Source organism: Streptosporangium sp. NPDC048047 (assembly GCF_040653115.1).
In the GTDB taxonomy this organism is placed as follows: Bacteria; Actinomycetota; Actinomycetes; order Streptosporangiales; family Streptosporangiaceae; genus Streptosporangium.
On record NZ_JBEZNH010000030.1, the window covers coordinates 36,759 to 62,934 of the forward strand.

Below are 26,176 nucleotides of genomic sequence, written 5' to 3' on the forward strand. Positions count from 1 at the left end.
GGGACCGGGGCCTGAGCCGGTGCGACAGGCCGGGACCGGGGGCCGAGCCATCAGGCCGGCGTCGAGACCCCGACGCCGCCCCGGGTCCGCGCGCCGTACCGCTCCTTCTCCGCGGTGAGGTCGAGCGGCCGGATGCGGCTGCGCCCGCGCAGCGTCTCCTCGGTGAGGAGGGCGGCCGGGACGAGCCAGGAGACCTCGAACTCCAGCCCGTCGGGGTCCTTGGCGTACAGGGCCTTGGTCGTGGAGTGGTCGGAGGCGCCGACCAGGGCGTCCAGCTCCGTCAGCTTGGCGGCGATCCGCTCCAGCTCCTCCAGGGTGTCGACCTCCCAGGCCAGGTGGTACAGCCCGACGGCGGAACGGCCGGCGGGCGAGGGGGCGGCCTCGGCGCCGATCTCGAACAGGCCGAGGTCGTGGTCGTTGGCGGAGCCGGCGGCCTGCAGGAACGCCGCGCCCCGCATTCCCATGACGACCTCGAAACCGAGGGCCTCCCGGTAGAAGGCGACGCTGCGCTCGACGTCGCGCACGTACAGGACCGCGTGGTTGAGCCGCTGGACGGGCATGGCTCTCTCCTAAGAACTTGAACCTTCAACCAGATTACCTCCGCGGAGCGGAGGATCGCCCGATGGGTCAGTGGGCGAGCGGGCGGGTGGCGGGGAGGTGGGGGGCGGGGTCGGCGAGGACGCGGTGGATGACCCGTCCGGCCCCGCCGAGGGTCGCGGCGTCGCCGCCGAGCCGGGAGACCGCCAGTTCGGGCACGGAGCGGCGCATCCCGGCCAGCCGGGTGGACATCGCCTCGCGGACCGGATCGGCGATCCACTCGAACAGCGGCGCGAAGATCCCGCCCAGCACGACCGTCCCGGGGTCCATCAGGTTGACCGCCGAGGTGAGGGCGACGCCCAGCGCCCGTCCGGCGCGCTCGCAGGCGCGCAGCGCGTCCGCCTCGCCGGCCCGGAGCCGGTCGGCCAGCTCGGGCACCCCGGCGGCGCCGGAGGCGCGGAGCAGGGCCTCCTGACCGGCGTACCGTTCCAGGCAGCCTCGCCCTCCGCAGCGGCAGTCCGGGCCGTCGGGGAAGACGACCACGTGACCCAGCTCTCCGGCCAGGCCGTGCGCGCCGCGGAACAGCTCGCCGCCGACCACCAGGCCGGCGCCGATGCCGGTCTCCCCCGACACGTGCAGGAAGTCGCCGGGCCCGCCGCCGAACCACAGCTCGCCCAGGGCGGCGAGGTTGGCCTCGTTCTCCACGGCGACCGGGAAGTCCAGCAGGTCGCCGGCCCGGACGCCGCGCCACCCGAGGTTGGGCGCGGTGTGCAGCAGCCCGCCGTCCACGGGCCCGGGGACGGCGAGCGTGGAGCCGACGACGGACAGGCCCGCCGTACGTGCTTCGTCCACAGCCCTGTGGGCAAGTTCCTGCAGATGGGCCATGGTTTCCACAGGAGGGCGAGACCGGTTGTCCACAGCCTGTGCACAACGGAGCCGCACCGCGAGGGTGAGGTCCGTCACGCAGGCCGACAGGTGGCCGGCGGTGATCTCCAGGCCGAGCGCGGCCACCCGGTCGCCGCTGAGGGAGACGGCCGTGCCGGGCCGGCCGCGCTCGCCGTCGCGGGGCGCCGCCGACTCGGCGACCATCCCGGCCTCCAGCAGGTCCCCGACCATCTTGGAGACCGTGGTCTTGGTCAGCCCGGTGATCTCGGCGAGCGCCGCCCGGGTGACCGGGCCGCTCCGGCGCACCTCGCCCAGCACCACGGCGAGGTTGCGGGCGCGCATCGAGTCGTGGCGTACGGCCCGCGTCGTCACGGAATCCGGCACGGAGCCCGTCACAGGGCCCGTCACGGAAACCGCCCGGCCCGCGTCGCCGTACGACCCGTCGCGCACGTCGCGGAACCCGTCATGCGATCCGTCGTGCGACCCGTCGTCATGGAACCCATGGAACCCACCTCTTGACGATCCCACCCTGCCGGACCATATTAAGTCCATAATGTGGATTAAATAGGAGGAGACGCGATGAGCGACTACACCCCCAGGCCGGAGGACCGCTTCACCTTCGGGCTGTGGACCGTGGGCTGGCAGGCCCGTGACCAGTTCGGAGACGCCAGCCGTCCCGCGCTGGACCCGGTCGAGAGCGTCCACCGCCTGGCGGAGCTCGGCGCGTACGGCGTCACCTTCCACGACGACGACCTGCTGGCCGTCGAGCCCGACCGCGACCGGGCGGTCGCGGCCTTCAAGAAGGCGCTGTCGGAGACCGGGATGAAGGTCCCGATGGCCACCACGAACCTCTTCACCCACCCCGTCTTCAAGGACGGCGCGTTCACCAGCAACGACCGCGATGTCCGCCGGTACGCCCTGCGCAAGGTGATGCGCAACATCGACCTGGCCGCCGAGCTGGGCGCGACCACCTACGTCTGCTGGGGCGGGCGCGAGGGCGCCGAGTCCGGCGCTGCCAAGGACATCCGGGCCGCGCTCAGCCGCTACAAGGAGGGCATGGACCTGCTGACCTCCTACGTGATCGAGCAGGGCTACGACATCAGGTTCGCCATCGAGCCCAAGCCGAACGAGCCGCGCGGCGACATCCTGCTGCCGACGATCGGCCACGCCCTGGCGTTCATCAACGAGCTGGAGCACTCCGAGCGGGTCGGCCTCAACCCCGAGGTGGGGCACGAGGAGATGGCCGGGCTCAACTTCGCCCACGGCATCGCGCAGGCCCTGTGGCACGGCAAGCTGTTCCACATCGACCTCAACGGCCAGCACGGCCCCCGCTTCGACCAGGACCTGGTCTTCGGCCACGGCGACGTGAAGAACGCGTTCTTCCTGGTGGACCTGCTGGAGAACGGCGGCTACGACGGCCCCCGGCACTTCGACTACAAGCCGGTCCGCACCGACGACGTCGAGGACGTGTGGGTGTCGGCCGCCTCCAACATGCGGATGTACCTGATCCTGAAGGAGAAGTCCCGGGCGTTCCGCGCCGACCCCGAGGTCGCCGAGGCGCTCGCCGCGAGCCGGGTCGACGAGCTGGCCGAGCCCACGCTGGCCCCCGGCGAGACCCTGGCCGACCTGGCGAACGACGACTTCGACGTCGACGCGGCGGCGGCGCGCGGCTTCCACTTCTCCCGCCTCAGCCAGCTCGCCATGGACCACCTCCTCGGGGTCCGCGGGGGCGACCGGGCATGACGCTCGTGGCCGGGGTCGACTCCTCGACCCAGAGCTGCAAGGTGGTCATCAGGGACGCCGGAACCGGAGCCCTGGTCCGCCAGGGCCGCGCGGCCCATCCCGACGGCACCGAGGTCGCCCCGGCCGCCTGGTGGGCCGCCCTGGCGGAGGCGGTCGCCCAGGCCGGCGGGCTCGACGACGTCGCCGCGGTGAGCGTCGCCGCCCAGCAGCACGGCATGGTCTGCCTGGACGAGTCCGGGCAGGTCGTGCGGGACGCGCTGCTGTGGAACGACACCCGCTCGGCCGGCGCCGCGGGCGACCTGGTCGCGGAGCTGGGCGGGCCGGAGCGGTGGGCCGAGGCGGTCGGCAGCGTGCCGGTCGCGTCGTTCACGGTGGCCAAGCTCCGCTGGCTGGCGGCCCACGAGCCGGAGTCGGCCCGCCGTACGGCGCGGGTGTGCCTGCCGCACGACTGGCTGACCTGGCGGCTGGGCGGCGGGGACGGCGAGATCGTCACCGACCGGGGCGACGCCTCCGGCACCGGCTACTTCTCGCCCTCCACCGGCTCCTACCGCACCGACCTGCTCAAGGCGGCGTTCGGCTCGGTGCCCGGCCTGCCGCGCGTGCTCGGCCCCCGCGAGGAGGCCGGCGAGCTGCGGGCCCCGGGTCCGTCCACGACGTCCGGCCCGGTACGGCTGGCCCCCGGCACCGGCGACAACATGGCCGCCGCCCTCGGGGTGGGCGCGGGGCCCGGCGACGTGGTGGTGTCGATCGGGACGTCCGGCACGGCGTTCGCGGTGGCGGAGGGCCCGAGCGCCGACCCGACCGGCGCGGTGGCCGGATTCGCCGACGCCACCGGACGGTTCCTGCCGCTGGTGTGCACGCTCAACGCGGCCCGGGTCCTCGACGCCGCCGCCCGGATGCTCGGGGTCGGCTCCGCCGACCTCGACCGGCTGGCGCTGCAGGCCCCGCCCGGGGCGGGCGGCCTGGTGTGCGTTCCCTACCTGGAGGGGGAGCGGACGCCGAACCTGCCCGAGGCCACCGGGACGCTGCACGGTCTGACCCTGGCCACCTCCACCCCCGCCCACCTGGCGCGGGCCGCGGTGGAGGGCATGCTCTGCCACCTGGCCGACGCCTTCGACGCCCTCGGGCTGGAGCCGTCCAGGGTGCTGCTCATCGGCGGCGGGGCGCGGTCGGAGGCGGTGCGGCGGATCGCCCCGGCGGTCTTCGGGCGGCCGGTGGTCGTCCCCGAGGCGGGGGAGTACGTCGCCGACGGCGCGGCGCGGCAGGCCGCCTGGCTGGTCGCGGGCGGGGAAGAGCCGCCCGTCTGGGAGCGGGCCGGCTCCCTGAGCTTCGAGGCGGACGCCGTGCCGGAGATCAGGGACCGCTACGCCGAGGCGCGCGCCCGGTACACCGGGGGCCGCGACACGGCCTGAACGACGGCCCGGGACCCGCGACACGGCCGGTCCCGGCCCGCGAGACCGCCCGCGGCACGGCCTGAACGGGGGTCCGGCGGGCGGTCCCCGGGACCCGCGACACGGGGCGGGATCTCGGGGGCCGCTCAGGGTCGGATCAGGGGTGCCGCCGGATGTGTGGAACCGCGTCCCCGGGACAGTCTGGGTCCATGCTCGCGTCGAAGAGGCTCTACCCCCTGATCGCCTGTGCCGGTGTGGCCGCGGCGGTCGTGGCCGCGATCGCCGGTCAGATCGACCCGGATCCGCAGCTGGACCCGCTCAACCTGACGATCAGCGAGTACGCCGCGCTCGACCGCGGCGGGGCCACCGAGTTCGCCATGGCGTGCCTGGGCGTCGCGTCCTTCGCGCTGGTGGCGGGACTGCGGGCGGCCCGTGCCCCGATCGGCGCGGCGGCCGGGCGGCTGATGCTGGCCTGGAGCGCGGCGCTGATCGTGATCGCGGTCGTGCCGACGGTCGCCCCGGGCCTGGCGCTGGACCTCGGCGCCCAGGTGCACCGCTACATCTCCATCGCCGCCTTCCTCGCGCTGCCCGCGGCGGGCGCGCTGATGGCCCCCGGGCTGGGCCGGGACGAGCGGTGGCGGGCGGTGGCCAGGCCGGTGGAGTGGCTGACCCTGGCCGGCGGGTTCGGGCTGCTGGCCCTCACCTACGTGGCGCTCCCGGGGGACAGGGTGCTGATCGGCCTGGCCGAGCGGGGGCTGCTGGTCACCGAGGTCGCCCTGCTCGGGGTGCTCGCCGTACGGCTGGCGTGGCTGGCCTGGGCGCCGGCCGCCGCCCGCGTGCCGAGCGCCGGCCGGGCGCTTCTAGCGGACTTGTCCGGGAACATGACTGTTTCCTGACAGGTCACAAATAGGACAAGAATATTTCTCCTGTCCGATGCTATCCTCGTCGGCGATCTGAAGATCGTCCGGAGGTTCCCGTTCTCGCGCTCCGGGACCGAACCGTTGAGGTGACATGGCATCGAGCAGGTCCATCCGGTTCAAGATCTCTGCTCTGCTGGCGATCCCGCTGACCTCGCTCGTCGCCCTCTGGGGGTTCGCCGCGACGGTCACCGTGGGCGACTCGATGAGCATGCTGGAGGCCGACGACCTCTACGACGCCGTCATCGCGCCCGCCAACGAGCTGAGCTACGCCGTGGAGCGCGAGCACATGCTGTCGGCCGAGTATCTCGCCGTCCGCTCCGAGGACGCCCGGACGGCCCTGGCCGCCCAGCGCGCCGTCACCGACGGGGAACGCTCCCGGCTGCGTGACGGGGCGCTCCGCGGACTGGACTTCGCGGACCTGGGCACGACGTCCAGGGCCCGGTTCGCCGACCTGACGGCCGCGGTCGACGCGCTCGACGCGGTACGGGCCAAGGTGGACGGCGGCCGGATCGGGTCCATCGAGCTCGCCGGGGAGTTCGGGCCGGTGCCCGAGGCGTTCTACCGGTTCATCGACATCGCGGCCGTCGCCGACGACCATGCCCTGTCCCGGCAGATGCGCGGCGTCAACACGGTCGGCTACTCGCTGGCCTTCTTCTGCCACGAGCGGGCGCTCGCCGCGGGCGCGCTGGCCACGGGTCGCGGTCTGACGCCGGCCGAGCTGCGGTTGTTCGGGCAGTTCGCCACCAAACGCGCCTTCCTCATGGAGGAGGGCATGTCGCAGCTCGACGCCGGGATGCGCGACCCCTTCGCCGGTCTGGTCCCCTCGTCGCAGCCGGTGAGGGCCCTCACCGAGATGGAGGGCCGCCTGATGTCCGGCGGCGTGGTCGCCGAGGCCGACTGGCGGGCCGCCACCGACCGCCTGGAGACCACCTACCAGAAGGGGCTGTCGGCGGCCGGTCGCGGGCTGATCGACCGGGCGACGCCGGCGGCCCTCGCGACCTTCGCCAAGGCCGGGGCCGCCGGCGCGCTCGGCCTCGTCGCGGTCATCGCCTCGCTGCTGGTCTCCTACCGGATCGGCCGCAACCTCACCCGTGAGCTCGCCGGGGTCCGGCGCGCCGCCGCCGACCTGGCGGAGGTGCGGCTGCCGCGCGTCATGGAGAGGCTGCGCCGGGGCGAGCCGGTGGACGTGGCCGCCGAGGCACCCCCGCTGAAGCCGCTGGGCAGCACCACCGAGGTCCACGACGTCGCCGCCGCCTTCGACAGCGTCCAGCACCGCGCCGTGGACGCCGCCGTGGAACAGGCCAGGCTGCGCGAGGCCGTCGCGCAGTCCTTCCGCAGCCTCGCCCGGCGCAGCCAGTCGCTGCTGCAGCGCCAGCTCAAGCTCCTCGACGGCATGCAGAAGCAGGCCGAGGACCCCGAGGCGCTGGAGAACCTGTTCCGGCTCGACCACCTGACCACCCGCATGCGCCGCCACGCCGAGGGCCTGGTGATCCTCTCCGGCGGAGCCGCGGGCCGCAAGTGGCGCTCGCCCGTCCTGATCGAGGACATGCTGCGCGGCGCCGCCGCCCAGGTCGAGGACTACGCCCGGGTGCGGATCTACCCCATGCTCGGCGCCACCCTGGCCGGTGACGCGGTCGCGGACATGATGCACCTGTTCGCCGAGATCATCGAGAACGCCACGTCCTTCTCCCCGCCGGGGGGCGAGGTGTCGATCCGGGGCGAGTGCGCCGGCCACCGGGGTTTCACGGTGGAGGTCGAGGACCGGGGTCTCGGCATGACCGCGGAGAAGCGCGCCGCGGTCAACGAGCGGCTGGCCAGCCCGCCGGAGTTCGACCCGGCCGAGACCGAGCGGCTGGGCTTCGCGGTGGTCGGCATGCTGGCCGCGCGGTACGGGGCGAAGGTGACGGTGCGGCCCTCGCCGTACGGCGGGACCGGGGTCGTCGTGCTGATCCCCGGGTCGCTGCTGGGAGAGCCGCATACGGAGGGACAGCCGCCGCGGGAGATCCCCGAGGCCGGGATCGGCGACGACCCGGCCGAGACCGTACGGCCCGCCGGGACCGCCGGGCCGGGGACCGCCGCGGGCGTGACGCAGTCCGGGAACGCCGGATTCGCCGGGGCCGTACGGCTCGCCGGGACCGGGGAACCCTCCGGGCCGACCGGGATCGTGCCGTCGCCGGAGGCCGCGCCGCGGACGCCGCCGGCGAACGGCCTGCCCCGCCGGATCCGCCGGGCGAGCCCGCCGCCGCGGCCGTCGCATGAACCGGACATGTCCGGGCAGGCCGGAGAGCGGTCGCCGGAGGAGGCGCGGGCGGTGCTCAGCTCGCTCCAGGCCGGCTGGCGGCGCGGCCGGGCGGAGGACGGGGGTGAGGAGCACTGAGGCCGGACCGGGAACGGTGGTGACGATCACCGAACAGGAGACCGGCCGGCGGCCGGCGTAGACACGCGAACGAGCGCGACCATCACAGGGGAAGGGGTTTTACCACGTGCCGGGTGAGCTGTATTGGCTTCTGGATGACTTCGTCACGAGCGTGGCGGACGTCTCGCACGCGCTGATCCTGTCCAACGACGGGTTGATGATGGCCTCCTCGCGGGAGCTGAGCAAGGAGGACGCCGACCATCTGTCGGCGGTGGCCTCCGGGTTCCAGAGTCTGGCCAAGGGGACCAGCCTGCAGTTCGGCGGCGGAGCCGTCCGGCAGACGATGGTGGAGATGGACTCGGCGTTCCTCTTCGTCACCTCGGCCGGCCAGGGCAGTTGCCTGGCGGTCATGACCACCGGCGCCGCCGATGTGGGCCTGATCGCCTACGAGATGGCCCGCCTGGTGACCCGGGTCGGCCAGCACATGGCCACGGCCCCCCGGGCGGGCCAATGAGCGACGACGTCGAATGGGTGGACGAGGAGGCCGGGCCGGTCGTCCGCCCCTACGCCCTAACCGGCGGGCGCACGCGCGCCTCCTCGGCCTCGTTCGACGTGCTGTCGATGGTGCTGGCGACCGGCGCGGCGGCCACCACCGCCGCTCACCTGGGGTCGGAGCACCGGCGGCTGCTGGGCCTGGTCCGCCGGACCAGGCCCATCGCGGAGGTCGCCTCGGAGGCCGGGCTGCCGATGGGGGTCGTCAGGGTGCTGCTGGGCGACCTGCTGGACCAGGGGCTCGTCCTGGTGCGGTCGCCGGTCCCGGCCGCCACGCCGCCCGTGACGAGCCTCCTGCAGGAAGTGATCAACGGCCTCCGGGCGCTCTGAACCCGTCCGGGAGCCCGTCCGCGCCCTCGCGGCGGGGACGGTGGGGGCGGCGGACGGGAACGGCGGGAACGGCGGTCCGCGACGGGAGTGCGGGCCACGGGCCCGTTCACGCCGGTCCCCGACCCGGCCACGCGGACGGGACGGCGGGCGCGCGGGACGTCGGGCGCGCGGCCCGGCGGCGCCGGCCGGCCGCCGGCGCCTTCGTGGAGTGCCCGATCCGCGTGGAGCGCCCGATCCGTCAGTGCTGGTCGGCCGTCAGGACCCTCAGGGAGTGCTCGACGAGCGTCACCAGGACCGTCTTGGCCGAGGCGCGGCGCCGCACGTCGCACAGCAGCACCGGCACGTCCTCGTCGAGGTCCAGCGCGGAGCGCACCTCCTCGGCCTCGTACTGCTCGGCGTCGTCGAAGCAGTTGACCGCCACGATGAACGGCGTGCCCCGCTGCTCGAAGTAGTCGATCGAGGGGAAGCAGTCGGTCAGCCGCCGGGTGTCGGCGAGGACCACCGCGCCGAGCGCGCCGTAGGACAGCTCGTCCCACATGAACCAGAACCGCTCCTGCCCGGGGGTGCCGAACAGGTACACGACCAGGCCCTCCCGGATCGTGATGCGGCCGAAGTCCATCGCGACCGTGGTGGTGTGCTTGCCCTCCACGCCTTCGACGTCGTCGATGCCGATGCCGCGGTCGGAGAGCACCTCCTCGGTCCGGAGCGGCCGGATCTCGCTGATCGAGCCGACCAGCGTCGTCTTGCCCACCCCGAAGCCGCCCGCGATGAGGATCTTGAGCGCGACTGGTTCGTCAGAGGGCTCGAAGTCCATTGATCACTTCCTTGAGAATGCGCTCGCTCGCCGAGGCGCGCCCTATCGAGATCAGCTTGTGGTCGTGCAGGTCGCCGAGGAGGACCCGGACCACGCCGAGAGGCAGGTCCAGGTCGGAGGCGATGTCGGCGACCGAGGTCGCCGTGGTGACCAGGGAGAGGATCCGCTCCTGCTCCGGTCCGGGGACGAACCCGTCGGACGGGGCCGTTCCCGAGGCGGTGATCATCGAGACCAGGTCCAGCGCGTCACCGGACGACCGGGTCCGGCCGCCGATCAGCGCGTACGGCCGGACCACGGGCCCGGCCTCCTCGTCCATCCACCGCGTCATGACGGCCGCTCCCCTCGGTGACCGTACGGCGCGCGGGCCGCGGGCCGGCCGTACGGCGTGTGGATCACACGGCGGCCGTGGACCGCACGGTGACCGTACGGCGGGCGGATCGCGCGGAGGCCGTGCCGGACGCGGGCCATGGCCCGGCCGTACGGCGGGCGGGCCGCGCGGCCGCACGGGAAGCGGGTCGCGGGACGACCGCCCGGCACGCCGCGCCCGGTGTCCCGCTCGCTCACGAGAGACCTTGGCGCGGGAGCGTGGAGATGTGCGGACCGACCCGCTTGACCAGCATCGCCATCTCGTAGGCGATGTGGCCGACGTCGGCGTCGGAGTCGCTCAGCACGGCGAGGCACGTGCCCTGCCCCGCGGCGGTGACGAACAGGAACGCCGATTCCATCTCCACGATGGTCTGGCGCACCTCGCCCCCGCCGAAATGGCGGCCGGCCCCGCGCGCCAGGCTCTGGAACCCGGCCGCGACCGCCGACAGGTGCTCGGCGTCCTCCCGGCTGAGGCCCTTGGAGAATCCCACGGCCAGGCCGTCGGTGGACAGGATCACAGCTTGGCGCACCGCGGCCACCCGGCTCGTCAGATCGTCGAGGAGCCAGTTCAACTCGCCGGTGTTGGTGAACTTCCCGGTCATCAGTCCCTCTTGTCGGCTGTCGTGTGGTGTGCCAAGTCTTCGTTCTCCTCGCGTGCCCGTCGCGTGCCCGCCTGGAAGGCGGAGAACAGGGCCCGCACCTCGTCCGGCGAGCGGCCTTCGGCGGGCGGGTCGGGTTCGGGTTCCGGCGGGGCGGGCGCCTGTGTCTCCTGCCGGAGTTGCGGCACGAGGCTGGCCTGCCGGACCCGGCGGGGCAGTTCCCGGGGGCCGGTGGTCTCCGTGGCGCTCCCCGCGGCGGTCTCCGCGGTGTCCCCGGCGGTGGCGGCGGTCTCCGCGGTGGCGGCCCTGCGGGCGGCCCGCCCCGCACGCTCCTCGCCGGTCCCGTCGGCCCGGCGGGCGCTCTCCCGGGTCTGCCCGGGATCCGTCCCGGGGGCCGTCTCCGGGACGGGCGAGCCGGGCACCACGGTCAGCGTCGGCGCGGCGAGGGGCGGCCGTCCGGTGGGGGAGCCGTCGGGAACGCCGCCGGGGGTGGGCCTGGACGTCGTCCTCGTCCGCCGGGGCAGGCCGCCGCCCTGGCGGCCCGCGTTCGGCCGGCCGCCGTTCTGGCGGGCGCCGCCCGCCGCGGTGAGCGGGGACGGCGCGACGGCCCGGGGAGCGTCGCCCGCGGGCGCCTCCGGGCCGCGGGCGACGGCGGGGGCGAGCGGCGAGTCGGTCTCGGCGAGCACCGCCCGGGGGATGAGCACGATCGCCGTGGTGCCGCCGAACGGCGAGTTGCGCAGGGTGACCTGGACGCCGTGCCGGGCGGCGAGCTGGCCGACCACGAACAGGCCGAGACGGTCGCTGTCGGCCAGGTCGAACTCCGGCGGGCTGGCCAGCCGCTCGTTGACCATCGCGTACTCCGTGGCGCTGAGCCCCAGGCCGCGGTCCTCCACCTCGACGGTGAACCCGTTGGCCACCACGTCGCCGCGCACGGTCACCGAGGTCTGCGGCGGCGAGTACACCGTGGCGTTCTCGATCAGCTCGGAGAGCAGGTGCGTGAGGTCGGCCACCGCGGCCCCGTCGACCGAGGCGGCGGGCATCGGCGTCACCTTGACCCGCCGGTAGTCCTCGATCTCGGCCAGCGCGGCCCTGACGACGTCGAGCACCGGCACCGGGTTGCGCCAGGTCCGGCCCGGCGCGGCGCCGGACAGGATGATCAGGCTCTCGGCGTGCCGCCTCATGCGGGTGGTCAGGTGGTCCAGCCGGAACAGGTCCTCAAGGGCGTCCGGGTCGTTCGTCCGGCGCTGCATGCCGTCCAGGAGGGTGAGCTGGCGGTGCAGCAGCCCCTGCTTGCGGCGGGCGAGGTTCACGAAGACCTGGCTGACGCCGCGGCGCAGGTCGGCCTGGCCGACGGCGGCCTCGACGGCGGTGCGCCGTACCGAGTCGAACGCGTGGGCCACGTCGCGGACCTCGGCAGAGTCGCCCGCGGTCTCGATCGGCGGGGTCTCGGCGCGCACGTCCACCTTCTCGCCGAGCCGCAGCCGCTCCACCAGGCGCGGGAGCCGCACGTCCGCCAGGTCGAGCGCGGCCGACCGCAGCCCGGCCAGCTCGCCGGACAGCCGGCGGCCGAAGCGGACCGAGATGACGATGGAGGCGATCACCGCCAGCAGGCCGACACCGCCGGCGACGGCGATCCGGGCCAGGATGCCCGTGGCCACCGACGCGGACCGGTCGGACAGCACGGCGGAGGCGGAGACGCCGAGCTGGTCGAGCGAGGCCGACAGGCCGTCGACGGTCGCCTTCCAGGTGTCCAGCTCGACGGGGAGGCGGTCGCCGGGGGCCGCGACGACGGCCCTCTCCAGCTCGGTGAACCTCTTGAAGGCCGGGGAGGCGAAGACGTCGCGGTACGGCCCGGCCAGCTCGCCGTCCAGCGACGCCAGGCCGCGCGTGTGCAGGAACCTGCGGGTGGCGACGTACTCGCCGAAGGCCTCCCGCTCCCGCCGGGACAGTCGCTCGTCGATCAGGGCGCCGCTGACCAGGGCGTTCTCCCGGGCGATCATCTCCCGGGCGTTGCCCATCGACTGCATGGCGACGGCCTGCCGGAAGATGCCGAGATCGGGCACGGCGACGAGCCGGTCGTACAGCAGGAAGACCGAGTCCAGGATCTGGTTGTACTGCGTCAGGGCGTTCAGCCGGTCCCGCTGCCCGCCGTCGATGCCGGCGCGGATGCCGGGGAGCCGGTCGAGCTGACGGAGCACGCCGTCCAGCGCGGCGCTCGTCTCCGGGCCGCCGGAGTCGGCGGTCAGGGCCGCGTTCCGGAAGGCCTCCGCCGTCCGGTCGGTACGGCCGCGCTGCTCACCGGTCACACTCGTGATGACCCCGGAGCTGATCGCCACCGACGCCTGGGTCCGTTCGGCCTGGATCTGGAGCCCTAGTTCGGTGGAGGCCATCCCGACGCCCTGGTAGAGGTCGTAGGACCGCAAGAGGGCGACACCGTCGCCGACCGTCAGGTTGAGGGCGAAGCCCCACAGGGCGCTGAGCGACACCAGGGGCAGGAGCAGCAGCAAGACGATCCTGAACCGAATGGATCGGTTTCCAGAGCCCATGCCCACTCGTCCCAACCTGTGAGTATGTGGAGGCTCGTGACTGAATCTGGGGTGGAATGCGCCTCCGGAAGATCGCACAGGAGACTAGCACCGATTAAGGTTTCGGCGCAGTGGAGGATCTGATGATTAGTGTGATTACCGGGGCCAGTGCCGGAATCGGCGCGGCCGCCGCGGTGGAGCTGGCCCGCCGCGGGCACCGGCTCGTCCTGGTCGGCCGCGACGCCGGACGGCTGGCCGAGGTGGCCGAGGAGGCCGGCCGGGCGGCGGCCTCCGGCCCGGATGCCGGCGCAGGCGCCACGCCGGACACGCTGACGTGCGACTACGCCTCGTTCGACGACGTCCGGACGCTCGCCGCAGAACTGCGCTCACGTTACCCGCGCATCGACGTTCTGATCAACAACGCGGGCGTGATGACCACTCGGCGGACGCTCACCCGCGACGGCCACGAGACGATGATGCAGGTCAACCACCTGTCCCCCTTCCTCCTGACGAACCTGCTGCTGGACCGGGTGACCGGCCGGGTGATCACCACCTCGTCCCGGGCCGGCAGGTCGGGCCGCCTGGACCCCGCCGACCTCGACCGCGAGCGGCGGAAGTGGAACGGCTGGCTGCAGTACGGCGATTCCAAGCAGGCCAACGCGCTGTTCACCGTGGAGCTGGCCCGGCGGCTGGCGGGGACCGGGGTGAGCGCCACCTGCTTCCACCCGGGTGTGATCAAGACGGGTTTCGCGCCGGGAACGTTCCTGATGTGGCTGGTGATGCACGTCCCGGGCGTGGGACGGACGGCGGAGGAGGGCGCGAGCACGATGGTCCACCTCGCCACCCACCCGGACGGCGCCGACCACCCGGGCCGCTACTTCGCCGACCGCGCCCCCGCCGCCGTCCCCCGGGGGATGAGCGATCCGGAGTTGGCCCGCGCCCTCTGGGACGCCAGCGCCGCCGCCGTCGGCCTGGACCAGCCGGCCTGAAGCGGGCGAACCCGGCGCGACCGGACCTGGACCGGCCGCCTGGACCGGCCGCCTGGACCGGCCGCCTGGACCGGCCGCCTGGACCGGCCGTCTGGACCGGCCGTTTGGACCGGCCGTTTGGACCGGCCGCCGGGGCCGCGACGGGGTCCGGTGCGGCCCCGGGTGCCGGACGTGTCCCCGGCACCCGGACCCGGCCCGGCTTGATGACCGCATCCTCAGACGCTCTTGGCCCTTCGCGAAGGTTCTCCGGATCCGGCGCTGGCAATCTCATGATTGACACGGCATCGGCATCGCACGGGGAATTCACAGGGAACGCGGGGGATTTCGCATGGAGGTCAGGAGAACGATCTGGGTCACGGTGGCGCTCGCCGCCCTGGTCTCTCTGACGGCGTGCGGCGGAGAGCAGCCGGGCGGCGGCCCCACCGCCTCCGCCCCCGCCGCCACGACGGGCAGCGGCACGACCGCTCCCACGGCCACCTCCGCGCCCGGCGGCTCTGCCTCCGCCTCCGCCGGGGCGCCCGGCGGTGTCCCCAGCGGCGCCCCGAGCTCGCAGCCCGCCAAGGTGTCGGCGAACACCGCCGGTGAGAGCCAGATCGCCACCGCGCTCCGGGCCGCCGGGGTGCCCAACGCCGAACGGTGGGCGAAGGAGGTCGTCGAGTACCGGCCGTACCCCGCCGACGACCGGAACTTCACGAAGCTCCGCGAGGAACTCGCCAAGTACAACCCCGGCCAGGAGACGATCGACAAGATCATCTCAGTGCTCCAGCCTTGAGAGACCGGTCCGCCTGGCTGCGCCCCGGCCTCCTCGCCCTGGTCGCGGTGAGCGTCCTCGGCACCGGCCTCGAACTCGCCGCCGAGCGGCACTGGCAGGCGTGGAACCAGCTTCCTCCCTGGGGGGCGCTGGTCCTCCTGACGGCGGGGCTGGTGATCGCGGCCCTCAGCGACTCCCGGCGGGCGGTCGCCGTGGTCCGGACGCTGTCGGTGATCGCGCTGGCGGTGGGGGCGCTCGGCGTCTACTTCCACGTCGCGGCCAACTACGACACGGGCTTCCTCGACCAGCGGTACGCCGCGACCTGGGAGCGCCTCCCCCAGCCGACCCGCTGGTGGTACGCCGTGAGCGAGACGGTGGGGCCCGCGCCGCCCTTCGCCTCGGGCGCGCTCGTCCAGACCGCCGTCGTCCTCCTGCTGGCCACCCTCCTCCGCCGTCCGGGTCGCGGAGACTGAACCCTCGTCCGCCGGCCGGAGCGCGCCGTACCCCGTCCCTGGCTAGGGTCGAACGGTGACCGAACCGATCATCACGCTCCGCGGCCTGCGGGTGGCCCTCGGCGGCAACCCGGTGCTGCGCGGCGTCGAACTGACGGCCGCGGCGGGGGAGATCATCGCCGTGACGGGCCAGAACGGCGTGGGCAAGTCGACCCTGCTGCGCTGCCTGGCGGGCCTGCAACCTCCCGACGAGGGAGAGATCACCGTCCTCGGCGGCCCGCCCCGCGACACACCCGCTTTCTGGCGCGAGGTGGTGCTGGTCGCCGACGAGCCGGCCTGGTACCCCGGGCTGACGGTGAGAGAGCACCTGGAGCTGGTGCGCGCGGTCCATCCCGCCCCGCGGACAGACGTCGAGGAGGCGCTGGAGACCTTCGGCCTGCGAGACCGCGCCGACGCGGTGCCGCAGAACCTGTCCACCGGCCAGCGCCAGCGGCTCTCCCTCGCCGCGGCGCTGCTCCGGCCGAGCCGGCTGCTCCTGCTCGACGAGCCGGAACGCGGGCTCGACACCGGTTTCCGCGAGCGCCTGGCGGCCCTCCTGGCCGGTTACGCGGCCGAGGGGCGGACGGTGGTCACGGCGACCCACGACCCCGGGTTCGCCGAGGCCACCGGAGCACGCCGCGTCGAGCTGACCGACGCCCCGGTCGCGGACGCTCCGGCGACGGACGGCCCGGCTGTGAGCGGCCCGGCGGGCGGTCCGGTCACCCGCGGGAATCCCGGACGCCGGGCGGGCCGCCGTACCGGCGGGACGGCGGGCGGCCGCGCGGCGAGGAGGGCCCGATGAGCGAGGGCGCGGCCACGGTCCGGGCCGTGCGCGCGCTCGCCCGCCCCCGGCGCGGACGGATGAGCTGGTCGGACCGCTACGTGGCCGGATTCGGACTGGTGATGCTCCTCGCGGTCCTCGCCGAGCCGCTCTCGTCGGCGCTGGCCGCGCTCGGCCACCCGCGCGACCCGTCGCGGGCGGCTGCCGGGACCGCACTGGTCCTGCTGGCCTACGCCGGGTTCCTCGCCCTGGCCCGCGCCGCCGGTCCCGTCGTCCTGCCCGCGCCGGACGCCTCCTGGCTGCTGCTGTCCCCGCTGGACCGGCGGGCCGTGCTGGGGCGGACGGCGCGGGTCCTCGCGATGGTCTGCGTGCCGGTCGGGATCGCGCTGGGAGTGGTCGCGCTCGCCGTGCTCGGGGCGCCCGGCCAGCCCGCGGTACGGCTGGCCGCGGCGGTGGCGCTCGGCCTCGCGGCGAGCGCGGCGGGCATGGCCGCGGCCGTGACGGCCCAGGCGTCGCAGGCCTGGGACTCGTGGCTGCAGGCCGCCGTCGCCGTGACGGTGGTGGCGGCCGCGGCGGTCGCGCTGCTCGGCGGCGCGGGACGGTGGCTGCTCGCCGTCTCCTCCGCTCCCCCCGCGTACGGCGCGGCCCTCGCCGCGGCGTCCGCCGCCGTGGCCGCGCTGCTCGTACGGCGGGCCCGCGCGGCGACGGCGGCGATGCCCGCGCGATCCGTGCTCGGAGCCTCCACCCGGGCCGGGCACGTGACACGGGCGGCCGAAGGACTGGATCCAAGCGTGCTGACCTGGATCGCCGAGGAGGCCCACTGGCGCGGGCGCCGCCTGCGGTCCCGTCCGTGGCCGTCGCTGCCGGCCCCGCTGGCGACGGCGTGGCACGACTGGCGCAGGCTCGCCCGGCGGCCGGGGCGGCTCGCCGTACTGTTCGGCGCCGCCGTACTGCCCGCCCTGGTCGCGCGGGCGTCCGGCGGGCTCACCCCGCTGACCGCGGCGGCGGTGCTCGCCGGCGGGCTGGCCGCCGCGGCGTCCGGCGTCTCCGGCGCGCGCCGCGACGGTGACGACCCCGCCCTCGCCCGGCTCCTCGGGACGAGGTTCCGGTCGGTCCTGGCGGCCAGGGCGCTGCTCCCGGCGCTGCTGGGCGCGGGATGGCTGGCCGTCGCCCTGGGCGGGCTGACGCTGACGGGCGCGCTCCCGGCGGGCCCGTGGTGGCTCCTGGGCGCGGCCGCGGCGCCCGCCCTGGCCGCGGGCGCGCTGCGGATGGCCCGCAGACGGCCCGTCGACCATTCGATGCCGGTGATCGACACCGGCGGCGGCGCGGTCCCCACGGGACCGCTGCTGTGGGGTCTGACCGGCGCGGACCTGGCCGTGGCAGGGTGCCTGCCCCTGGCGGCGGCGCTGACCGGCGGCTCCGCCGGGCCGGGCGCGTTCCTGGCCGGGCAGGTGCTGACCGGCGCGGCGGTCCTGACCGCCTACCTGCTCCGCGCGAGGCGCGGCGACTGAGGACCGGCCGGGCCGGGGTCTGTCCGGCGGGGCCGAGGAGACGCGAGGGCCGGGCGTCCACTGCCGGGCCGGGGCCGGGGCCGACGAGACCGCCGGTACCCGCCCCGGCCCGGGTGCCGGGGCGCAGGCCCGCACCCGGGCCCGGAGGCCGGGGACCTAGTAGCGCTCGCGGCGGACCGTCGCCCGGCGGCCCTTGATGGTGCTTCCCCGCAGGCCCGCGATCACCTGCTCGGCCGCCGGGTCGGGGACCTCCACCAGGGAGAAGCGGTCGAAGATCTCGATCGCCCCGATGTCCCGCCCGCTGAGGCCCGTCTCACCGGCGATCGCACCGACCAGGTCCTGGGGTCGGACGCCGGCGCTGCGCCCGGCGCCGACGAACAGGCGGGTCATCCCGCCCGTCGCGGCCCGCGGCCCGCGGCGAGGCTCGCGCCCGCCGTCCCGGCCACTGTCCCGCCCGCCGTCGCGGCCCGTGCCGTCGCGGCGGCCCCGGCCCTCGGTGGCCCGGAGGGTGACGTCGGGGATCTCCTCCTCGTCGGCGGCGGCCCCGCTGGCCTCGTGCGCCAGCTTCACCGCGGCGAGGGCCACCTCCATGATGTCGAACTCGTCGGTGAGGGTCTCGACCACGACGCGGAAGCGGTCGAAGTCGTCCTCCAGCAGGCTCTCGTGCAGCGCGGCGCGCGTCATCTCCAGCTGCCGGGCGCGCAGGTCCGCCACGGTCGGCACCTTCTCGACCGGGATCCGGCGCTTGGTCACCCGCTCGATGGTCTTGAGCATCCGGTGCTCGCGCGGCTCGGCGAGGGTGATGGCCACGCCCTCGCGTCCGGCCCGGCCGACCCGGCCGATCCGGTGCACGTACGCCTCGGGCGCGGAGGGCACGTCGTAGTTCACCACGTGGGTGAGCTGCTCGATGTCGAGGCCGCGCGCGGCCACGTCGGTCGCCACCAGCAGGTCGGCCGTGCCGCTGCGCAGCCGTCCCATGACGCGGTCGCGCTGCTCCTGGCCCATCCCGCCGTGCAGGGCCTCGGCGCGGTAGCCGCGGCCGTTCAGGGTCTCGGTGAGCTGGTCCACCTCGTCGCGGGTACGGCAGAAGACGATCGCGGCGGTGGGCGACTCCACGTCCAGCAGGCGGCCGAGCGCCGCGGGCTTGTGCGCCCGGGGGACCATGTAGGCGGTCTGCCGCACCAGCGGGGACTCACCCGGCGCGGGCGCCTCCCGCCCGATCTCGATCCGGACCGGGTCCTGCAGGTGGCGGCGGGCGATGCCGTTGATGCGCGGCGGCATCGTGGCGGAGAAGAGCACCGTCTGGCGGTTCTCGGGGGTCTCCTGGAGGATCGCCTCGATGTCCTCGGCGAACCCCATGTCGAGCATCTCGTCGGCCTCGTCCAGCACGACCATGCGCAGGTTCGACAGCCGGAGCGTGCCGCGGCCGATGTGGTCGAGCGCGCGTCCGGGCGTGGCGATCACGACGTCGACCCCGCGGTCGAGCGCGCGGAGCTGCCGCCCGATCGGCTGCCCGCCGTAGATCGGCAGGACGCGGGCGCCCAGCTCACGGCCGTAGTGGTGGAACGCCTCCGACACCTGTACGGCCAGCTCCCGGGTGGGCACCAGCACCAGCGCCGTCGGGTCCTCCCTCTCGACCTCGGGGTCGAGGCTCTGGAGGACGGGGAGCGCGAAGGCCGCCGTCTTGCCGGTGCCCGTCGCGGCCTGGCCGAGCAGGTCACGGCCCTCCATCAGCGGCGGGATCGCCTCCCGCTGGATCGGCGTGGGCTCCTCGTAGCCCAGGCCGGAGAGCGCGCGCAGGATCTCGGGCCGCAGCTCCAGCTCGGCGAAACCGGTCGCGGCGCCGTCGGGCGAGGAGGCGTCGGGCGCGGAGACGTCGGACGCGATGGCGTCGGACGGGATGGCGTCGGACGGGATGGCGGCGTCGTCGGACGCGGGGGCGGTGTTCGGGGTGGTCATGCTTCGGGTTTCCTCACTCCTGGACGGACGCGCACGGGCTCACGGTGACGACAAGTTCCACCCCGTGACCGCATGCTCCGTCTTCGGGGCGTCGCCGGACCGCCGGTTTCACCGGTGTGTCACGGCGCGCCTCCCCGGACGGCGGCCGTCGTGAGCGGCCGGGCGCGAACGCCGGTGGACCCGTCGGCCGGTCCCACCTCAAGGGACCGGCGCCGCCGATCCGGCGGTGACGGGCGGGTCAGGGTGCGTTTCCCATGACATGCCCGGCCGCGCGCCGGACGAACGTCGAACAGACGACATCGGCGGCGAACTCCGGATCGGTGGTCCCAGCCTAGTTGACCTCGCCGTGGGTTCGTCCGGGACGGGTGTCCCGATGAGGCCCGAAACCCCGGCGCCCCGGTGCCCGGCCGGGAGGGCCGGGCACCGGGGCGCTCACCGCCCGGCCGGGGAGGGCCGGGCACCGGGACGTTCACCGCCCGGTCAGCGCAGGGCGGAGAAGAACTCCCGGACGTCGCCGGCCAGCGCCTCCGGCTGCTCCAGGGACAGGAAGTTGCCGCCGCGCTCGAACTCGGTCCACCGGGTGACGTTGTGGTCGCGCTCGGCGAACCGGCGGATCGTGATGTCGGTGCTGCGGGCGAGGGCGACGGCCGTGGGGACGGTGCCACGACCGTTGGGAGCCCAGGCCGCCGGGTCGTGGGCCATCTCGTAGTAGAGGTTCGCCGAGGAGCCGGCGGTGCCGGTGAACCAGTAGACGCTGACGTTCGTCAGCAGGTCGTCGCGGCCCACGGCGTCCTCGGGCAGCTCGGCCGCCGCGTCCGTCCACTCCTTGAACTTCTCGGTGATCCAGGCGAGCTGCCCGACGGGGGAGTCGTGCAGGCCGTACGCGAGGGTCTGCGGGCGGGTGGACTGGATGACGTTGAACCCCATCATGTCGTCGCGGAAGTTCTGCAGCCGGGCCAGGCGCTCCTGCTCGTCCCCGGTCAGGCCGGCGAAGTCGGCGGGGTCCTCGGAGGGGAAGGTGACCAGCCCGTTCAGGTGGATCCCGACGACGCGCCCGGGGGCCTGGCGGCCCATCTCGGCGGCGATCCAGGCGCCCCCGCCGCCGCCCTGCACGCCGTAGCGGTCGTAGCCGAGACGGTCCATCACCTCGGTGAACGCGCTCGCGATCTTCCCGGTGTTCCAGCCGGGGGCGGTGAGAGGCCCGCCGAAGCCGACGCCGGGGGTCGAGGCGATGACGAGGTGGAAGTCCTTGGCCAGCGGCTCGACGACCTCGGTGAACTGGGTGAAGGATCCCGGCCAGTCGTGCAGGAGCAGCAGCGGGAGCGCGTCGGCGGCGTCGGACCGGACGTGGGCGAAGTGGATGGTCTGGCCGTCGACCTCGGTGGTGAACTGCGGGAGCTCGTTCAGCCTCGCCTCGGCGGCGCGCCAGTCGTAGCCGTCCGCCCAGTGGCCGGCGAGCCCCTTCAGGTAGTCCACCGGCACACCCCGGCTCCAGCCCGCGCCGGGGATCTCGCCGCTCCAGCGGGTACGGCGGAGCCGGTCGCGGAGGTCGTCGAGGTCGGCCTGCGGGACGTCGATGTGGAAGCGGCGGATCTCGGTGCTCGTCATGCCGGCGTGCCTCTCTCGCGGTTCACCGACCCGCCCTGCGGAGCGGATCGTTCTGTTCCAACTATAGCAGAACGGAACGCTTCATTCCACAATTTGCCGGCGGCCCGGCCCTTCTGAAAGGGGGATCGAACCGTGGGCCGGGCGGTGGGAGGCAGGGTGCCGGATCCCGCCTCCCACCGCCGGTCACCGTACGACGCGGAAGCGCAGGTGCGTCACGCGCGACGAAGCGGCGACCGCCGTACGCTCCAGCTCGACGGGACCGGTGCCGAGCTCCTCGAACAACCGCCGGCCGCCGCCCAGCAGCACCGGCGCGACCTGCAGGTGGATCTCATCGATCAGGCCGGCCGAGAGGGCCTGGCGGGCGACGTCGATTCCCATGAGGTTGACGTTCCGGCCGCCCGCCGCCGCGCGGGCCCGCCGGATCGCTCTCTCGACCCCGTCGCCGACGAAGGTGAAGGTCCCGCTCCGCATCGCCAGGTCGTCCTGGGGCCGGTGCGTCACGACGAAGCAGGCGGCGGGGAAGGGGGTGTCGCCCCAGACGCCGACACCGACGTCGAACGTCCGCCGGCCCAGCACCACCGCCCCCGTGGCGGCGGACAGCTCCTTGATCACCGCGGAGTCGACCTCGTCGTCCGCGGCCCCGAAGACCCACTCGTGCAGGCGGAGGCCGCCCACGCCCATCGGGTTCTCGGGGCTGACGTCCGGCCCGGCCGCGAAGCCGTCCAGGGACATGGTGACGTGCAGGATGACGGTGCTCATTCAGAACTCCCGGAGGTCGTTCACATCCGCGGGATGCGGATGTGCCGCCATACCGACCGCTGGGGAGCCCGGAACTCATCGCCGCCCGCCGGGCCTTCCACGCGGCGGCGAGCCCGGCGTCCTCACGCGCCGGGGCCTCCCGTGCGGCGGCGGGCGCGGCCTCGTCCGAGGCCGCGGGCAGGTGGGTGACCGTTGGACCTCCGGATGCGCGTCGCGAGGTCACCGTCCCCGGCGCGGACTCCGTCGCGGCTCCGGCTTGACCTCAAGCGTCATTGAGATTCTAGCGTGATCTCCGCCTGTCCCATCGAGGAGGAAGAGCCCTGTCATGAGGGAATACACGCTGGCCGAACTCACCGCGCAGCCCATCGGCTACTGGAGCGGCGAGGCGTACCGCACCGTGGTCGGGCGCATCAGGGCGGATCTGGCCGTCGAGCGGCTCAACCAGCCGGCCTGGTGGATCCTCAACCACGTCGAGAAGGCCCCCGGGGAGTGGACCCGGGCCCGGCTCACCGAGCGGCTGGCGCCCTTCGACGACCAGGGGACCGATTTCGACGGTGTCTACGACGACCTGCTGAACCGGGGATGGCTGGTCGAGGAGTCAGGCGTGCTGACCCTCACCGAGGCGGGGCGGTCCGGGCGTTCGCGCGCGCAGGAACGTGCCAGGCGCACACATGAGCGGACGCACGACGGCGTCTCCCCGGAGGAGTACGCGGTCGCCCTGAACGTCCTGCGCCGGATGATCGAGAACCTGGGCGGCGACAGCGACCTGCCCTGACGCGGCGACCACCCGTCCGTGACCATTCACCGAAGTGAGAAGGAAGCCGTGATGAACGTAGCGATCATCGCCGGAAGCACACGCCCGGGAGGCAACGGAGAAGCCGTGGCCCAATGGGTCCACGACCTCGCGGTCAAGCGCGGCGACGCCCGGTTCGAGCTCGTGGACCTCAAGGAGTTCGGTCTGCCGCACCTGGACGAGGCGTCACCGGCGGCGATGGGGCGGTACGACCTGCCGCACACCAGGCGGTGGGCCGCCAAGATCGCCGAGTTCGACGCGTACGTGTTCGTCACGCCCGAGTACAACCGTTCGATCCCCGGCGCGTTGAAGAACGCCATCGACTTCCTGTACGCCGAGTGGCACAACAAGGCGGCGGGGTTCGTCGGCTACGGCGTCTTCGGCGGGATCCGGGCGGTGGAGCACCTGCGCCTGGTCATGGGCGAGCTGCAGGTCGCCGACGTGAGCGCACAGGTCTCCCTCACGCTGGCCACCGACTTCGAGCACTTCAGCGTCTTCAAACCGGCCGCTCACCAGGAGGACGCGGTCACCCGCATGCTGGACCAGCTCATCGCCTGGGGGAACGCCCTGCGGACCGTCCGGCTCTGAGAAGGATGCTCCATACCGCCCATGGAGACGGGGCAGGTCCGGGCTCTGTCACTGAATCGTTCCCCGACGAGCCCGGCAGATCCCCTGAAGGGTCACTCGGTGTTCATGACCAGGCATTCAACTCGGGATTCCAGGTCAGGACTGCCGCATCACCGATGAGGAGAGGATCCGCGAAGGCCGTGACGATCGACACGACGTCGGAGAAGAGGTCCGGGTCTGAGGATTCGGCGTGACCGGATCCCCGAAGCTGACGTCCAGCTGCAGCTTGAGGCGCGCGCGGGCGATCGCCGCGGTCATTGTCAGGCGCAATCCGTTGTATTTCTCGTCCACTCGGATCGGGACGGTCTTGAGGGTGCCGGGATCGAACTCGACACCGTCGTCTACTTCGGTGGCGGCGATGGTCGCGATTCTCTGCATGATCTCGGCTTCGTCGTTGCGAAACGCACATCCCAGGATGTCGATGTCACGGGTCATACGGCGTGCGCCGAACTGAGCGAGCAGGAGGCCGCCTTTGAGGACGAAGTGTCGTCCACCGGACGGGGAGAGGCTGACTCGGTAGAGGAAGCGTTCGAGCACGTACTCGATCATGGCCTCATCGGTGGACCGCCCGGTGCGACGAGCCAGGTTGCGCAGGTCGTTATAGATACGACCAGCCGTAGTGTCACGGGTGGGGTTCGGCATCAGGCCGGCACCGCCTCGATAGCGGGACGAATGATCGACAGTGCGCCGAGGTCATTGGCGACTTCTCGGAGGTCACGGACTCCGCCGGGCCCTTCGCGGCGAAGATAGCGACCGAGGGCCGCCAGTGCCAGCGATTCACCGAATCGCCTGCGGGGCGGCCGGGGTCAGATCATCACGTGGTCGTCGGGGCGGCCGACGAAGGAGAACTGGGCGCCTCGGGTGAGCTTGTGGTCGTCGGGCTGCCAGGTGTGCATCGCCGGGTCGCCGCTGCGCCAGTAGACGAAGTTGAACCGGTCGGTGGAGTAGATCTTGACCCGGTCCTCCTTCAGCCGCTTCACCAGCCGGGTGTCCTCGCCCCGGGTGACGTCCTCGAAGCCGTAATGGCGGAACATCTCGGCCCTGCCGAGGAAGGTGCCGCCCTGCACCAGCCAGGCGTAGCGGTGCTCCAGGCCCGGCATGCGCAGCATCGTGGTGTTGGTGGACTCGAAGTAGGCGTAGTGCGCGCCCTTGCCGACCAGTTCGGCGTCGGAGTAGTCGAAGGCGCGGACGAGGTCCGACAGGTAGTGCTCGCCGTACAGGTTGTCGTCGTCCATCTTGGCGATCAGCTCGCCCTCGGCCGCGGCGATGCCCATGTTCATGCAGGCGCCCAGCGACATCGACGCGTCGGCGGCCAGCACCACGACGTCGGAGACCCCCGCCATGCGGGCCTTGTCGGCGACCACGACCGGGTCGATGTCCAGGCCGTGCAGCACCATGACGAGCTGGACCGGGCGGTGGATCTGCCGGGCCACCGAGGAGATGGCGTGTTCGAGCTGCGAGGCCCGGTTGGTCGGCAGCACCACCGAGACGGACCGCGTCCGGGGCTGCACGGGCCGGCCGAGGAAGCCCAGGATCTGGTCCACCCGGTGGGTGAACAGGTGCTTGTCGAAGACCTCGCGCATGGCCAGGTGCCCCCGGCGGGCGCGCAGCTCGGGGCTGTTGACCAGGTGCAGGACGTTGTTGTAGGACTCCAGCTCGTCGTGGGCGATGGGGACGAGGTCGCCGAAGGTCTCCTCGATGGCCCGGGACCAGCCGGAGACCACCGGTGTGGAGCAGGCCGACAGCTCGAAGACCCGCCGGGCGCACATGGTCGGCGAGTGCAGCACCGAGTTCACGTTGAGGAAGACCTTGTACATCTTGTACGCGGCGAGCATCCGGTCGTAGGGCAGCTCGCCCACGATGTGCGGGACGTACTTCTCCGGCCAGGCGTACTTCTCGTCCACCGTGCCGTTGCGGGCGAAGATGTGCAGGCCCAGCTCGCGGATCGGGTCGAGGACCGTCTCCATCTGCTCGCGGCGCTCGGGGTGTTTGTCGCGGAAGTACATGCCCGCGAAGACCACGTCGTGGATGCGGCCCTGCTTCTCCTGGATCGGGTTGTGCACCCGGGGTTGGGCCGCGAACTGCAGGACGTCGACCCGGTCGTGCCCGAGCACCTCGCGGTAGCGCGGCACCATGTCGCCGTCGCAGGTGAAGACGTAGTCGAACAGCTTGGCCGTGTCGATGAAGAAGTCGAAGTTCGGCGGGTCCTCCTTGTTCCAGAAGACCGTCGGGACGCCCTCGGCGCGGCACCACTCGACCAGCGCGCGCAGCTCCGGCTTGGGGGCGTTGGTCCCGGTCATCTGGTAGCGCCAGCGGCCCTGGTTGCCGTGCCAGGCCGACTCGGCGAACAGGATGTCCGGCCGCCGCTCGGCGAAGATCTCCGGCCAGTCGCGCAGCCCGAACTCGATCTGGTCCCACTCGTACTTGAACGCCATGCGGGAGAAGTCGTCGAGGATGACCGCGACCTTGAGGTCGGGCCGGTTCACCGGTCCGGCCGGCCACTTCACCTGCGGCACGTCCACGACGGGTCCCCGGTTGGAGACCTCCTCGATCACCTCGGACACCGGACGGGGCGCCTTGGGCGCGCGGCCGGGCCGCATCGCGCCGCGCAACTTGCCCGGCAGACCCACCACCCCGGCCCCGCGGGACCCGGTCAGCGCCTCGGCCACCCGGTAGGGGCGCTGGACCTTCGTCGACTCCAGCTTCCACTGGGCGTACTCGGCGCGGGCCTCGGCGATGGCCAGCCGCCGCTCCAGGTCCTGGACGCGCTCTTCGTAGCGCTCGATGACCTTGCGCTCCTCGGGCAGCCAGTTGACCGGTCCGAGACGCTGGTACTTCGGCTCTTCGGGGGTCTGCTCACTCATGGGGTCGGTCGCCTTCGTCCGGGGT

General features: G+C 73.5%; 24 protein-coding genes. 13 read left to right on the forward strand and 11 right to left on the reverse strand.

The window, feature by feature from the left end; all coding sequences use genetic code 11:
* Positions 1–50: 50 nt before the first annotated feature.
* Together AB0D67_RS23985 and AB0D67_RS23990 are read right to left on the reverse strand one after the other, a co-directional pair.
* Entirely contained in the window at positions 51–560 is a 510-nt protein-coding gene (locus tag AB0D67_RS23985; RefSeq protein ID WP_362939754.1) for a VOC family protein, read from the reverse strand.
* 67 nt (positions 561–627) lie between these two features.
* Positions 628–1,806 carry an ROK family transcriptional regulator gene (locus AB0D67_RS23990; protein ID WP_362939757.1) on the reverse strand — a complete coding sequence of 393 codons (1,179 nt, stop codon included), beginning with the start codon at positions 1,804–1,806 and terminating at the stop codon, positions 628–630.
* Between the two features lie 195 nt (positions 1,807–2,001).
* On the opposite strand from AB0D67_RS23990, the gene xylA reads away from it, so the two are divergent.
* From xylA to AB0D67_RS24020, 6 genes are all read left to right on the forward strand, one after another.
* Positions 2,002–3,165 (forward strand): xylose isomerase, encoded by a 1,164-nt coding sequence (xylA, locus tag AB0D67_RS23995; RefSeq protein WP_362939760.1) that lies wholly within the window; start codon positions 2,002–2,004, stop codon positions 3,163–3,165.
* On the forward strand, positions 3,162–4,577 hold the full coding sequence (gene xylB, locus AB0D67_RS24000) for a xylulokinase (protein WP_362939763.1): 1,416 nt from the start codon (positions 3,162–3,164) through the stop codon (positions 4,575–4,577). Before xylA ends, xylB begins: the two co-directional genes overlap by 4 nt.
* A gap of 188 nt (positions 4,578–4,765) precedes the next feature.
* Entirely contained in the window at positions 4,766–5,452 is a 687-nt protein-coding gene (locus AB0D67_RS24005; protein ID WP_362939766.1) for a DUF998 domain-containing protein, read from the forward strand.
* A 115-nt stretch (positions 5,453–5,567) separates the two neighbouring features.
* Entirely contained in the window at positions 5,568–7,853 is a 2,286-nt protein-coding gene (locus tag AB0D67_RS24010) for a nitrate- and nitrite sensing domain-containing protein (protein WP_362939769.1), read from the forward strand.
* A gap of 106 nt (positions 7,854–7,959) precedes the next feature.
* A complete protein-coding gene (locus AB0D67_RS24015; RefSeq protein ID WP_362939772.1) occupies positions 7,960–8,346 on the forward strand; it encodes a roadblock/LC7 domain-containing protein in 387 nt (128 codons plus the stop codon).
* Positions 8,343–8,714, forward strand: coding sequence for a DUF742 domain-containing protein (locus AB0D67_RS24020; protein WP_362939775.1), 372 nt, complete (start codon positions 8,343–8,345; stop codon positions 8,712–8,714). Before AB0D67_RS24015 ends, AB0D67_RS24020 begins: the two co-directional genes overlap by 4 nt.
* Positions 8,715–8,952: 238 nt before the next feature.
* Here the strand turns inward: AB0D67_RS24020 and AB0D67_RS24025 are convergent, their stop codons facing one another.
* The 4 genes from AB0D67_RS24025 to AB0D67_RS24040 form a co-directional block, all read right to left on the reverse strand.
* Positions 8,953–9,528, reverse strand: coding sequence for an ATP/GTP-binding protein (locus tag AB0D67_RS24025; protein ID WP_362939778.1), 576 nt, complete (start codon positions 9,526–9,528; stop codon positions 8,953–8,955).
* Complete coding sequence (locus AB0D67_RS24030) at positions 9,509–9,856, reverse strand: DUF742 domain-containing protein (protein WP_362939781.1); 348 nt, start codon at positions 9,854–9,856, stop codon at positions 9,509–9,511. Before AB0D67_RS24030 ends, AB0D67_RS24025 begins: the two co-directional genes overlap by 20 nt.
* 232 nt (positions 9,857–10,088) lie before the next feature.
* Complete coding sequence (locus AB0D67_RS24035; RefSeq protein WP_362939784.1) at positions 10,089–10,496, reverse strand: roadblock/LC7 domain-containing protein; 408 nt, start codon at positions 10,494–10,496, stop codon at positions 10,089–10,091.
* Positions 10,496–13,000 carry a nitrate- and nitrite sensing domain-containing protein gene (locus tag AB0D67_RS24040; RefSeq protein ID WP_362939787.1) on the reverse strand — a complete coding sequence of 835 codons (2,505 nt, stop codon included), beginning with the start codon at positions 12,998–13,000 and terminating at the stop codon, positions 10,496–10,498. Before AB0D67_RS24040 ends, AB0D67_RS24035 begins: the two co-directional genes overlap by 1 nt.
* A gap of 161 nt (positions 13,001–13,161) precedes the next feature.
* Here AB0D67_RS24040 and AB0D67_RS24045 point away from each other — a divergent pair, with 161 nt between their 5' ends.
* The 5 genes from AB0D67_RS24045 to AB0D67_RS24065 all read left to right on the forward strand — a co-directional run bounded on the left by AB0D67_RS24045 (position 13,162) and on the right by AB0D67_RS24065 (position 17,541).
* Positions 13,162–14,007 (forward strand): SDR family NAD(P)-dependent oxidoreductase, encoded by an 846-nt coding sequence (locus AB0D67_RS24045; protein WP_362939790.1) that lies wholly within the window; start codon positions 13,162–13,164, stop codon positions 14,005–14,007.
* Between the two features lie 328 nt (positions 14,008–14,335).
* The gene (locus AB0D67_RS24050; protein ID WP_362939793.1) at positions 14,336–14,779 is read left to right on the forward strand and encodes a hypothetical protein; all 444 of its coding nucleotides are present in this window, start codon (positions 14,336–14,338) and stop codon (positions 14,777–14,779) included.
* Positions 14,776–15,231, forward strand: a complete 456-nt coding sequence (locus AB0D67_RS24055; protein ID WP_362939796.1) for a hypothetical protein — start codon at positions 14,776–14,778, stop codon at positions 15,229–15,231. Before AB0D67_RS24050 ends, AB0D67_RS24055 begins: the two co-directional genes overlap by 4 nt.
* Positions 15,232–15,286: 55 nt before the next feature.
* A complete protein-coding gene (ccmA, locus tag AB0D67_RS24060) occupies positions 15,287–16,051 on the forward strand; it encodes a heme ABC exporter ATP-binding protein CcmA (protein WP_362939799.1) in 765 nt (254 codons plus the stop codon).
* Positions 16,048–17,541 carry a DUF6297 family protein gene (locus AB0D67_RS24065; RefSeq protein WP_362939802.1) on the forward strand — a complete coding sequence of 498 codons (1,494 nt, stop codon included), beginning with the start codon at positions 16,048–16,050 and terminating at the stop codon, positions 17,539–17,541. The genes ccmA and AB0D67_RS24065 overlap by 4 nt, the downstream gene beginning before the upstream one ends.
* Before the next feature lie 156 nt (positions 17,542–17,697).
* Here the strand turns inward: AB0D67_RS24065 and AB0D67_RS24070 are convergent, their stop codons facing one another.
* From AB0D67_RS24070 to AB0D67_RS24080, 3 genes are all read right to left on the reverse strand, one after another.
* The gene (locus AB0D67_RS24070) at positions 17,698–19,500 is read right to left on the reverse strand and encodes a DEAD/DEAH box helicase (RefSeq protein ID WP_362939805.1); all 1,803 of its coding nucleotides are present in this window, start codon (positions 19,498–19,500) and stop codon (positions 17,698–17,700) included.
* 480 nt (positions 19,501–19,980) lie between these two features.
* Positions 19,981–21,108 (reverse strand): epoxide hydrolase family protein, encoded by a 1,128-nt coding sequence (locus AB0D67_RS24075; RefSeq protein WP_362939808.1) that lies wholly within the window; start codon positions 21,106–21,108, stop codon positions 19,981–19,983.
* A gap of 183 nt (positions 21,109–21,291) precedes the next feature.
* Positions 21,292–21,867: a dihydrofolate reductase family protein gene (locus AB0D67_RS24080; protein ID WP_362939811.1), complete on the reverse strand. Its 576-nt coding sequence runs from the start codon at positions 21,865–21,867 to the stop codon at positions 21,292–21,294.
* Positions 21,868–22,192: 325 nt separating this feature from the next.
* On the opposite strand from AB0D67_RS24080, the gene AB0D67_RS24085 reads away from it, so the two are divergent.
* On the forward strand, positions 22,193–22,642 hold the full coding sequence (locus tag AB0D67_RS24085; RefSeq protein ID WP_362939814.1) for a MarR family transcriptional regulator: 450 nt from the start codon (positions 22,193–22,195) through the stop codon (positions 22,640–22,642).
* Positions 22,643–22,693: 51 nt separating this feature from the next.
* Positions 22,694–23,248, forward strand: a complete 555-nt coding sequence (locus AB0D67_RS24090; protein ID WP_362939817.1) for an NAD(P)H-dependent oxidoreductase — start codon at positions 22,694–22,696, stop codon at positions 23,246–23,248.
* Positions 23,249–23,383: 135 nt separating this feature from the next.
* Here AB0D67_RS24090 and AB0D67_RS24095 read toward each other — a convergent pair whose 3' ends face one another.
* Together AB0D67_RS24095 and AB0D67_RS24100 are read right to left on the reverse strand one after the other, a co-directional pair.
* Complete coding sequence (locus tag AB0D67_RS24095) at positions 23,384–23,929, reverse strand: nucleotidyl transferase AbiEii/AbiGii toxin family protein (RefSeq protein ID WP_362939820.1); 546 nt, start codon at positions 23,927–23,929, stop codon at positions 23,384–23,386.
* Between the two features lie 164 nt (positions 23,930–24,093).
* Positions 24,094–26,151 carry a glycosyltransferase gene (locus AB0D67_RS24100; protein WP_362939823.1) on the reverse strand — a complete coding sequence of 686 codons (2,058 nt, stop codon included), beginning with the start codon at positions 26,149–26,151 and terminating at the stop codon, positions 24,094–24,096.
* Between the last annotated feature and the right edge of the window lie 25 nt (positions 26,152–26,176).